Below are 11,606 nucleotides of genomic sequence, written 5' to 3'. Positions count from 1 at the left end.
CGAACACGGAAGTTAAGCTCTTTAGCGCCGATGGTAGTTGGGGGCTTCCCCCTGTGAGAGTAGGACGTCGCTAGGCAATCTAAAGTCTGAGAATTATTTCTCAGGCTTTTTTATTTTTTTAGGCTGTCTTATACAACCGTTGTATAAGACAGCCTTTTATCTTCATTCAGCAAGTTTTTTCTGTACGAAAGCGAAGCACAGCACAATAAAATCTAAAATTCAAGAGCGTTTCGAAGATTATTTAAATAAGATTGGCTAACGGGTAGTTCACTTCCATCCTTTAGAGTGACAATAAAATTGGAAGTAAGATCACGAGCCATTTTTTTTATGAAGTGAATATTAACAATATAAGATCTATGAATGCGAATAAAAGATGACGGTAGACGCATTTGAAGTTCTTTTAGTGTAGTACTAGTTTTAAATTGTTCTCCCTCCACATAAAACCACGTTTTTTTCTGCAGGCTTTCAATATGAGAAATTTTTTCAATGGCAACAGGATTCCATTCCTCTTCTTGCTTTCCTGTTAAAAATTGAAAGGGCTCTAATTTCTTTTCGGTAAAGGTTGAAGGTAATACGACAATAAGTGCTGCTGGCAAATCTAAAATGCTAATAGGGTAACCTATCCCATAATATGGTGTTTCGAATAAGGAATTATCTAAAACGGCGTCTGTTCGTTGCCTTGTGGATAGTACTTGTTCTGCTATGCTACCGGATTGTACTTGTTGGCCTATTTCTAAGTTAATGTTTTGATGTCCAGAATGAAAATAAATATAAGAGTTTTCAGCGGCAATTGCAATGGATGAATTGACTGGAACCCAGTCCTTTAGCATTGAAATAAACTGTTGTGAAATATCTTTTGGCAAAGAATTAAACTCATTAATCATTGTGAATATCCCCCTTGTTTGTAAACAGTTTACCAAATTTCATCGCCAAAAAAAGCGGTTTCATCTTTAAAATTTGGTATTTTATCTAAAAATAATGAAAATTCAGAAGTTCTGTTATATATTAATTTACAACAAATAAACCTGTTATGGAACAGTAGATTAAAAGTTTTTTAACAGAGTATATTGTCTACAAAGGGGAAGGTGGAATTTCAATATGTCAACACGTCAAGAAAAAATTCAAGCATTAGAAAAACAATGGGCAGAGAACCCTCGTTGGGCAGGTATTGAACGTGCATATTCAGCTGAAGAGGTTGTTAAGTTACAAGGCTCTGTTGTACTTGAACAAACTTTAGCAACTAAAGGTGCGGCTCGACTTTGGAACTCTTTACAAGAAGAACCGTTCATTAATGCATTAGGTGCATTAACTGGTAATCAAGCTGTACAACAAGTGAAAGCCGGATTAAAAGCAATCTATTTATCAGGCTGGCAAGTTGCTGCTGATGCTAACCTTTCTGGTCAAATGTACCCTGACCAATCCTTATATCCAGCAAACTCTGTACCAGCAGTAGTAAAGCGTATTAACCAAGCTTTACAACGTGCAGATCAAATCGATCATGCTGAAGGACGTGTAGATCAATTTGATTGGTTCGCTCCAATCGTGGCAGATGCTGAGGCTGGCTTCGGTGGTCCACTAAACGTATTTGAGCTTGTAAAAGGTATGATTGAAGCTGGAGCTGCTGGTGTTCACTTAGAAGACCAATTAGCTTCTGAGAAAAAATGTGGTCACTTAGGCGGTAAAGTTTTACTACCAACACAAAATGCTGTTCGTAACTTAATTGCTGCTCGTCTTGCAACAGACGTAATGGGTGTTGATACAATCTTAATCGCTCGTACAGATGCTGATGCTGCTGATATGGTAACATCTGATATTGATCCACGTGATGCTGAGTTTATTACTGGTGAACGTACTCCAGAAGGCTTCTTCCGTACAAAACCAGGCATCAAACAAGCGATTGCTCGTGGGTTAGCTTACGCGCCATATGCAGATTTAATTTGGTGTGAAACTTCTAAACCATCTCTTGAGGAAGCTCGTGAATTTGCGGCAGCTATTCATGCTGAATTCCCTGGTAAATTGCTAGCATACAACTGCTCACCTTCATTCAACTGGAAAGCAAATCTATCAGAAGAAGAAATCGCAGAATATCAACGCGAGTTAGGTAAATTGGGATACAAATTCCAATTCGTAACATTAGCTGGTTTCCACGCATTAAACCACTCTATGTTCGAGCTTGCGCATGATTATAAAGATAATGGTATGGCTGCATACTCTAAGTTACAACAAGCTGAGTTTGCATCAGAATCAAAAGGCTACACAGCTACTCGCCACCAACGTGAAGTAGGTACTGGTTACTTTGATGACGTATCTCAAGTTATCTCTGGTGGTACTTCTTCTACAACAGCGATGGCTGGCTCTACTGAAACAGAACAATTCGTATAAGTTTCATAAAGTACGTGTATTCCTAAATTCATAATCATAGATTAGTCTCCCCCGCTCCTCCTAAAGCGGGGGAAGACTACTGAAAATCGCAAAGGTGGGGGAAATAACTGATGGAACAAGCAACAACAGGTAAGCTTAAAATTGTTGGGGAACAAAATGAGCAAACAAAAGAAATTTTAACACCAGAAGCCCTTGAGTTTGTTCTTGCCCTGCACGAAAAATTTGATGCTCGTCGAAAAGAGCTGTTAGAGGCTCGTCAAGAACGCCAAAAGCGTCTTGATGCAGGTGAGAAACTCGACTTCTTGCCAGAGACAAAGCATATCCGTGAGGGAGATTGGACAATTGCACCACTTCCAGCAGATTTGCAAGACCGTCGTGTAGAAATTACAGGACCTGTTGACCGTAAAATGGTTATTAATGCTTTAAACTCCGGTGCAAAAATGTTTATGGCTTGCTTTGAGGATGCATCTGCTCCGACATGGGAAAACATGATTGGTGGCCAAACAAATATGCGTGATGCTATTAATAAGACAATTGAATTTACACAGGCATCTAATGGTAAAACGTATAAATTAAACGAAAATACAGCTGTGCTATTAGTGCGTCCACGTGGTCTTCATTTACTTGAAAAGCATGTACTAGTAGATGGCGAACCGATCTCTGGTAGCTTCTTTGATTTTGGGCTGTATTTATTCCATAATGCTAAAAATGCATTGGCACAAGGTACAGGACCATATTTCTACTTGCCGAAGCTTGAAAGCCATTTGGAGGCTCGCCTATGGAATGATATCTTTGTGTTTGCACAAGATTATATCGGAATTCCACAAGGAACAATTAAGGCTACTGTATTAATCGAAACAATTTTAGCTGCATTTGAAATGGATGAAATTTTATATGAACTGCGAGAACATTCAGCTGGTCTGAATTGTGGACGCTGGGATTACATTTTCAGCTATATCAAGCGTCTGCGTAATCAACCTGATGTAATTTTACCGGACCGTGGACAAGTAACAATGACTGTACCATTCATGAAGGCATATACGTCTTTATGTATTCAAACATGTCATAAACGTAATGCTCCTGCGATGGGCGGTATGGCAGCACAAATTCCTGTTAAAGGGGATGACGATGCGAATGTTGTAGCGTTTGCAAAGGTTGCCGAAGATAAACGTCGTGAGGCAACAGATGGCCATGATGGAACATGGGTAGCACATCCGGGTATGGTTGCAACGGCCATGGAACAGTTTGATGCCATTATGACGACACCAAACCAAATCGATAAAAAACGTGAGGATGTAAATGTTACAGCGGGAGATTTAGTAGCTGTTCCAGAAGGTACCATTACACTTGAAGGTCTTCGTATGAACTGTAGCGTAGGGGTTCAGTACATTGCTTCTTGGCTACGAGGCAACGGAGCTGCACCGATTAACAATTTAATGGAGGATGCTGCAACTGCAGAAATCTCTCGTACACAAGTATGGCAATGGATTCGTCATCCAAAAGGTATCTTGGATGATGGCCGTGGCATTACATTGGCCTTTGTACTATCTATCTTGGAGGAAGAGCTTGTGAAAATTAAAGAGGCTGTTGGGGAACAAGCCTATAACGGTGGCCGCTATGAAGAAGCTGCAGAGCTGTTTAAATCTTTAATTGAACAAGACGAATTTGCGGAATTCTTGACGCTTCCTGGTTACGAAAAATTAGCTTAACTCGCTTTCAGCATAATTGATTTGAGATACGAAACTACTAAATGAACATATCCAACTTTCCTAAATTGTTGTGGACTAAACTCGAATGGAGTCCACTGTATTCCACTTATGTAACGAGCGGGGTCTGTTCCCCCGTTCCTTACTGAAAATTGAACACGGTTACAAAAAAGGGGTCATGAATAAAGGGATTTAAAAGGGTAAAGGATGTCTTACGAGCTTAGATGGGGAGCTTGTAAGGCATTTTTTTATCTTCTAAACATTGTAAGGGGATGTCTCGAATTAATCATGAGACATCTCTTTTTTTGATTGTTCAATTGGTCTCATTTTTATGCACAAAGAATAATTATTTTGTTATATTAGCTATATAACAATTTTGGAGATGATAGTAATGTTTATTCAAATAGAGCCACAATCTGATGTACCAATTTATCAACAGGTAACGCAACAAATTATGGAAGGTATTGCACGAGGGGAAATGAAACCAGGAGATACTTTGCCATCTGTACGTAATTTAGCGGCTGATCTGGGTGTCAATATGCACACGGTTAATAAAAGCTATCATGAGTTAGAGGAGAAGGGGATCATTACAATTAGAGCTAAATCAGGTGCTATTATTCGTTCAACAGAGGAGCGAGTGTTAACTCCTGAACAATTACAGCAAATTGAAAAAAGCTTAAAGCCAATTGTGGTTGAAGGAATGGTGCTCGGGGCAACTTCTGATCAAATCGAGCACATGATGAAAAAGGTATTTTCTGATTTGCAAATACCTGCAGAAGGGGTGTAGTACATGCTACTTGGCGTTTTTTCAACCGTCTACATCATTACACTAGCTCTACAATTATTCATTCCGTTTATAGTACGAGAAACAATCGCTTTTGGCGTTACAGTACCCGAACAAAATGTAAAACATCCCGCATTACGTAATATGAAAAAGCATTACGCTCAAATTGTTGGAATTTCTGGCGTCATATTTTTAATAATGATGATTGTTAGCTATTATTACCTTGCACTATCTGAGTTTATGCAAGGTAGCTTTCTGATTGGATGCTTGTTTGCGATGCTTACAGTTAGTATGACATTATATTGGATATACCACCAAAGAGTTTTAAAGCTTAAAAGAGAAGAGCAATGGGGCTTAAATATAAAACAAGTTCGTACTGTTGATGTAACGGCACGTAGTCGTGATGAAATGCTTCCATGGCCATTTTACGTAGTCCCTTTTGGTGTTACGGTGTTTCTCATTATCTTTACATTCCTCCATTATGACCAAATACCAGATGACATTGCTGTACACTGGGGACCAAGTGGTGAAGCGGATTCTTGGAGAAAGAAAACATATTTTACTGCGGTTTCAATGCCGCTTGTTATGCTGATGATGCAATGCATGATGTGGGGAATTGTAGATTCCATAAAGCGTTCTGCAATCAAGTTGGCCGTTAATCGTAAGGAAGAATCATTGGAAGATCAGTTGAAAAGCCGAAAGTATATGAGTTGGAACATTATGTTGTTAAGCTATGCCCTTACTATATTATTTACAGTATTACAGTTAAGCAATATCTATCCTTCAATGACTTCAGGAAATAGGCTATTACCGATATTTATTTTATTTTTATGCCTTGTTATTGGCTCTGTGCTTATTTACGCGTGGAAAAAACGCAAGTTGAGGGTGACATATGAAGATAATGTAGTTGCAGAAGTAATGGATGTTGATGAGGATCGCTATTGGAAGGGTGGATTAATTTATGTGAATCGTCAAGATCCTTCCGTTTTTGTAGAGAAACGTTTTGGGGTCGGTTGGACGATGAACTTTGCAAATCCACGAGGCTATATCGTAATTGGCTTGCCGTTACTTATATTGCTGTTGATTTCTTTCTTTTCGTTATAATATAAATGCGAAAGAAGTTAAAAATTCGCTACACTCCCGCGAGACAGCGATCATTGCATTTGTAGATCGTCCACACGGAATGGAGCGGATTTTTTGTTAAAGTAGTGTACCGGAAACAAGTCGGATGGGGGGAAGCTTGAATGAAAATTCTCGTTGTAGATGATGATGTACATATTTTACAGCTAGTAAATATTTATCTGACAAAAGAGGGCTATCAGGTGATACAAGCGGAAAACGGACAACAGGCACTTCAACTACTTGAGGGAAACTTGCCTGATTTGGCTGTTGTAGATGTCATGATGCCAGGTATGGATGGTTTTACATTAACTAAGAAATTGAGCCAGGACTACGATATTCCTGTACTGTTATTAACAGCAAAAGGCGAGCTTGAGGACAAGGAACGAGGTTTTTTGGCAGGCTCAGATGACTATGTTGTAAAGCCGTTTGAACCTAAAGAATTGCTGTTTCGCATAGGAGCGATATTGCGTAGATTAGATAAGAAAAATCAGATAAGCATCCAGGTGGGCCGGCTAGTTATTGATCGTCGTAGCTTTGAGGTGGTCATTGGGGAAGATACACTTGTTCTGCCTTTAAAGGAGTTTGAACTATTGGCTTTATTAGCTTCCCGACCGAATCAGGTGTTTACACGTAGTTTTATTATGGAGCAAGTGTGGGGCTATGACTATGATGGAGATGAGCAGACTTTAAATACGCATGTGAAGCGGATTCGTGAGCGGCTGCATCGTTATGAAACAGGTGTTGAGATTACGACGGTGCGTGGTGTTGGCTATAAGATAGAGGTTATTGCATGATGAAAACGTTATATAGTAAATTTGTTGTCACGACGATGCTCGTTATGATCGGCAGCTTGTGTATCGGCTTCTTAGCGACAAATATTTATTATCATCAAGTTGTAAAGGAAAAAAACGATGCGAAAAACGTGAAGATTGCGCAAGATATTGCGAAATACATTGAGTCGTCAAAGCCTAGCGATTTAGAAAATTATTTAACAACTCTTGGGGAAATAGGTTATCAGATTTATGTAACAACCGGTGACGAAGGACATTTTTTCGGCGGTAAGTATCGTGATAAAGCACTACCGCCCAAAACAGTCGAGCAGGTTTTAAATGGGGGAATTTATCATGGTATGCGTGATTTTCCTAAAGAGACTTTTGTGACAGGCTTTTTTGCGAATGAGTTAATAAATACGATAGGTGTGCCATTTACTTATGAAAATAAGCAGTATGCATTGTTCATTAGACCTGATATTCGCTTGTTGTTTTCTGAGGTTCATACGATACTTGGTGGACTTATTCTAGCGATGACAGTACTTAGTCTGTTGGCAATGCTACTTTTTGCTAAGGCACTAATTCGACCTATTACACAACTTACCGAGGCAACACATCAGCTTGCACATGAGAAATTCGATACGCTACTAGATATAGAGCGAGCTGATGAAATTGGACAATTAGCAGATAGTTTTAATGTCATGACAGAAAAATTACAGGAAAATGATCGAATACGTAAAGAGTTTATTAGTAATGTGTCCCATGATTTTCAGTCGCCGTTGTTGAATATTCAAGGCTATGTAGATTTACTAAAGAATCCGTCACTTACCGACAAGGAGAGGCAGGAATATACAACGATTATTGAACTAGAAACGAAGCGTCTGTCGACATTAACTAAGCAATTACTTTTACTAACATCACTCGATCAATCTACAAGGTTGTTAAAGCGTGAGCCTTATCGATTAGATGAGCAATTAAAGGAAACCGTAAGAAAATACCGCTGGCAGCTTGAAGACGCAAATGTACAATTATCGTATCAGCTTGAACCAGTAACATGTAATGGTGATGCTGGGCTATTGCAAAATGTTTGGGATAATTTATTGACGAACGCTATTAAATATAATGTCGAAGGTGGAGAAATTCATATTCACTTGCAAGAATTCTCAACCTCAATTGAAGTACTTATTAAGGACAGTGGCATAGGATTGACTGCTGAACAATTACAAAAGGCATTTGATCGTTTTTATCGAGTAGATGAGTCCAGAACAAAGCAAGGTACTGGGCTTGGACTAGCCATCGTGAAGCAAATTGCTGAGCTACATGGGGGAACGGTTCATATGGAAAGTGTTATGAATTCCGGCACAAAGGTCCGTGTTCACTTACCAAAATTGTAATGAGGAGTTCATGTAAAGTTCATGTTCACGAGATAAACTGCTGACTAAGTTGAAAAAACTTAGGGGGAGTTATTGTATGGAACTAAAATGGAGTATACGCCTTATTCGTCTTGCTGCGATTTTTGGCTTATTGGGAACGTATCTAGGCTCACATATTTCTGCCTCAGGTAGTTATGAATATAGACCGATACATGCACATATTTTGCTCGTAGGTTGGTTAAGTATGTTTGCATGGGGCATTTTCTATCGAGCTTTTAAAGTGAAATCGCAAAAATTAGTAACAGCACATTGTTGGACGGCTATTCTCGGAGTTTTTGGTTTAACACTAGGCATGTGGTTCTACAATATAAATCCATTTCATTTTAGCAGTACATTTACATTAATTTTCTTTATCATAGGTGGGACAACGCTATTAATTAGCTTTGCTTTATTTATCGTTGTAACATTTATGGTGAATCTAAAAGAAGAAATGAAAAGCTAAAAAATACCGTGTCACTGTCTTTATGAGGTGGCACGGTATTTTTTTGGAAGAACGGCTTTAATTGGCCTATTACAAAAGGTTTGATATGATATTTTTTTGAAACATATGCCATACGGAAATCAACCCTACTTTATGGTGATGGGTTCTTTTACTTTATATTTTCAAGAGACTTCTTAAGCCATTTTGTTGCCTCGGTATAGTCTTGAGCGACACCATGTCCTTTTTTGTAAAGCATACCGAGCTGGAATTGTGCTTTTTGATGCCCTTGATTGGCAGCAAGTCGATACAGCTGGGCTGCTTTCGCAAAATCCTTTGGTACCCCTTGTCCATGACTGTGCATTTGAGCTAATTGATATTGTGCTTTGGCATGCCCCTGAGCGGCAGCTTGTTCAATCCATTTTGCTGCCTCTGTATAATCCTGTGCGACACCTTTTCCCTTATCAAATAAATTACCGAGCTGATATTGAGCACCTGAATGCCCTTGGATGGCAGCTAGTCGATAGCAGCGCCTTGCCTCTTCTAAGTCCTGCTCGATCCCCAATCCATGCTCATATAATAACCCTAATTGATATTCAGCCTGAATATGGGACTGATCAGTAGCGGCTCTCCACCATTTCACTGCTTCATCATAATTCAAGTTAGCTTCATATAATAATCCGAGCTCGTACTGAGCATCCGCATACCCCTTTTCAGCGGCAGCTTTGAAGTAAGGGAGCGCTTTTTCTGGTTGCTGAAGTTGGTATACGTAAATATGTCCAAGCTCAAATCCTGCACTTATATGTCCAGTGTTAGTGGCTAATTGTAACCATTTTTCAGCTAAAGATATATCGTTTTCTTTGACATAGAGTACACCGAGGCAGTATTGAGCATTTAAGTGTCCTTTATGTGCAGCGAGCTTAAACCATTTTATAGCCTCTATACGATCCTGAGGAATACCTTGACCAGTGTTATATAGCATTGCCAATTGAAATTCCGCATTAGTATGGTCTTGAAGTGCAGCTAAATGGAACCATTGCGCAGCTTCTTCAAAATTTTGTGAGATACCACGACCTTTAAGGTACATATAGCCAAGATTATACTGAGAACTTGCATCACCAGCTAATGCGGCCATTTCAAAATAGGCTATAGCTTCCTCATAGCTTTGCTCAACGCCAGTTCCGTTGTGATAAAGGAATCCAAGGTTATTTTGAGCACTTGTATTCCCTTGATTGGCTGCTAGCATGTACCATTTTGCTGCCTCTGCAAAGTTTTGTGGCGTACCAAGTCCCTGATTGTATAAAACTCCTAGATTGTACTGTGCATCTGCGTTTTCTAAATCCGCAGCAGCTTTATAATAGCGAGTGGCTTCTTCATAGTCTTGTACAACACCATGTCCTAAATGATAAAGCACGCCTAAGCTATAAAGTGCATTTGCATCATTTTGAGCAGCGGCACGTTCATACCACATTTTTGCAACTGCATAATCTTTCTTAACACCACGACCTTGATTATAAAGAGCACCTAAATTATATTGAGCACTTGCATTCCCTTGTTTTGCCGCAAGCTCAAACCAGTTTGCGGCATTTTTATAGGCCTCAGTTGATTGATTATCTTGAAGAAGCATATTTACATCAAAAACTGATGTTATATTTTCAAAACTAGGGGCTAAGCGAATCATCTTTGACTTTACGCTAAGGTCATAGCGTTTAATAAACCATTCTACAATATCACTTATATAATCAAGAACAATCTTTGCGACCTTTGCTTCCACAATTTCACTACTATTACTAGAAGCCATTTTGTTTACAAGATTCATTAGTAAATAAATGCGACGTGGATGGATTTTTGTAACAAAGCTACGATTATTGAGTAATGACCGAATGTTTTTTAGCTTTGGTTCTGAATCCATTTCTAGTTTATAAAGTTCATATAAAATTTCCTCCAGTACAAGGAGTGATTTTTGTAAAGATAGAGCTGGCTTTGACGTGGCGAGAGAGCTAGCATCCTGTAAATTTTTAGCCAATTTAATGAAGGACAAAGCTTTTAGTTTCTTACATTGATCTTGGAGAATATCATATTGAATGACGATAGCACTCACCTCTTTCATAAAAGTCCTCTTTTTTCATATATCGGGAAAATACCGTTATTGTTGAATTGTCCTCGTTACATGATACTATGTTTTATAAGGAGACTCGTCGAGGTTTGAAGTAGCGATTAAAAAAGTACATCTGTCAAAGTTTCATGTTATCCGGGGGATAGAGATGATGAAAAATATTGCAGCAATTATACCAGCCTATAATCCACAACAGTCACTTATAACCTATGTCCATCAATTATTAGCCACCACCATTAGCCAAATTATTATTGTCAATGATGGTAGCGATCAAAAATATGCATATGTATTTGAAGAGTTAAAAAAGATTGATTGCTGTCAAGTACTAGAGCATGACCACAATATTGGTAAGGGAGGCGCACTAAAAACAGCCTTTGCTTATGTAAGGTCGCAAAGAAGCATGTTTCAAGGTGTCATTACAGTAGGTGCTCATGGGCAACATACTTTACAAGATGTAAAGCTCGTTTTAACGATGACAAAGGTATTTTCTGAAGGAATTGTGTTAGGAGTACGTAACTTCCATTCGGCGGACAGTAACCTTTTATCCTACTGGGGTAATCGTGCAACAAGTTTGTTTTTTGAAATCCTTTACCATAGAAGGTTAGTGGATACCCAAACAGGTTTGCGGTTTATTTCTATAAAGGAACTACCGTGGCTGATGAAAGTAAAAGGTGAACGATATGACTACGACACAAATATGCTAGTCGCTGCGCTTAAAAGAAAGTGTCCAATTTTTGAGGTGGAGATAGGTCAGTTACGAATAAAGAAAAATACAGTGATACAGTATGATGAAATAACAAATGCAGGGTCAATTATTGCTACCATGCTTATGAATTATTTAAAACCAAGGGAAAAATAGCTACATGTTAAATTTT

Annotated in this window: 10 protein-coding genes and 1 rRNA gene; 9 read left to right on the top strand and 2 right to left on the bottom strand. The window is 38.8% G+C overall.

Going from position 1 to position 11,606, the window contains the following annotated elements; all coding sequences use genetic code 11:
- Positions 1-76: ribosomal RNA gene (gene rrf, locus ABNX05_RS26435) — 5S ribosomal RNA — on the top strand; the annotation flags it as partial.
- 136 nt (positions 77-212) lie between these two features.
- Here rrf and ABNX05_RS21170 read toward each other — a convergent pair.
- On the bottom strand, positions 213-884 hold the full coding sequence (locus ABNX05_RS21170; protein ID WP_349661524.1) for a LytTR family DNA-binding domain-containing protein: 672 nt from the start codon (positions 882-884) through the stop codon (positions 213-215).
- A gap of 214 nt (positions 885-1,098) precedes the next feature.
- Here ABNX05_RS21170 and aceA point away from each other — a divergent pair, with 214 nt between their 5' ends.
- The 7 genes from aceA (at position 1,099) to ABNX05_RS21135 (ending at position 8,639) form a co-directional block, all read left to right on the top strand.
- Complete coding sequence (gene aceA, locus ABNX05_RS21165) at positions 1,099-2,382, top strand: isocitrate lyase (RefSeq protein WP_349661523.1); 1,284 nt, start codon at positions 1,099-1,101, stop codon at positions 2,380-2,382.
- Between the two features lie 110 nt (positions 2,383-2,492).
- Positions 2,493-4,091, top strand: coding sequence for a malate synthase A (gene aceB, locus ABNX05_RS21160; protein WP_349661522.1), 1,599 nt, complete (start codon positions 2,493-2,495; stop codon positions 4,089-4,091).
- A gap of 388 nt (positions 4,092-4,479) precedes the next feature.
- Positions 4,480-4,875 (top strand): GntR family transcriptional regulator, encoded by a 396-nt coding sequence (locus ABNX05_RS21155; protein WP_349661521.1) that lies wholly within the window; start codon positions 4,480-4,482, stop codon positions 4,873-4,875.
- Positions 4,876-4,878: 3 nt separating this feature from the next.
- Entirely contained in the window at positions 4,879-5,976 is a 1,098-nt protein-coding gene (locus ABNX05_RS21150; RefSeq protein WP_349661520.1) for a DUF1648 domain-containing protein, read from the top strand.
- Positions 5,977-6,116: 140 nt separating this feature from the next.
- The gene (locus tag ABNX05_RS21145) at positions 6,117-6,788 is read left to right on the top strand and encodes a response regulator transcription factor (protein WP_349661519.1); all 672 of its coding nucleotides are present in this window, start codon (positions 6,117-6,119) and stop codon (positions 6,786-6,788) included.
- The gene (locus tag ABNX05_RS21140) at positions 6,788-8,158 is read left to right on the top strand and encodes a sensor histidine kinase (protein WP_349661526.1); all 1,371 of its coding nucleotides are present in this window, start codon (positions 6,788-6,790) and stop codon (positions 8,156-8,158) included. The genes ABNX05_RS21145 and ABNX05_RS21140 overlap by 1 nt, the downstream gene beginning before the upstream one ends.
- Positions 8,159-8,234: 76 nt before the next feature.
- A complete protein-coding gene (locus ABNX05_RS21135) occupies positions 8,235-8,639 on the top strand; it encodes a hypothetical protein (RefSeq protein ID WP_349661518.1) in 405 nt (134 codons plus the stop codon).
- Positions 8,640-8,787: 148 nt separating this feature from the next.
- Here ABNX05_RS21135 and ABNX05_RS21130 read toward each other — a convergent pair whose 3' ends face one another.
- The gene (locus ABNX05_RS21130; RefSeq protein WP_349661517.1) at positions 8,788-10,725 is read right to left on the bottom strand and encodes a tetratricopeptide repeat protein; all 1,938 of its coding nucleotides are present in this window, start codon (positions 10,723-10,725) and stop codon (positions 8,788-8,790) included.
- 154 nt (positions 10,726-10,879) lie between these two features.
- Here ABNX05_RS21130 and ABNX05_RS21125 point away from each other — a divergent pair, with 154 nt between their 5' ends.
- Complete coding sequence (locus ABNX05_RS21125; RefSeq protein ID WP_349661516.1) at positions 10,880-11,590, top strand: glycosyltransferase family 2 protein; 711 nt, start codon at positions 10,880-10,882, stop codon at positions 11,588-11,590.
- The last annotated feature ends 16 nt before the right edge of the window (positions 11,591-11,606 follow it).

The sequence above is a fragment of the Lysinibacillus zambalensis genome, from assembly GCF_040183165.1.
GTDB classification, from domain to species: Bacteria; Bacillota; Bacilli; order Bacillales_A; family Planococcaceae; genus Lysinibacillus; species Lysinibacillus zambalensis.
This window is presented reverse-complemented; position numbering and strand designations above follow the sequence as displayed.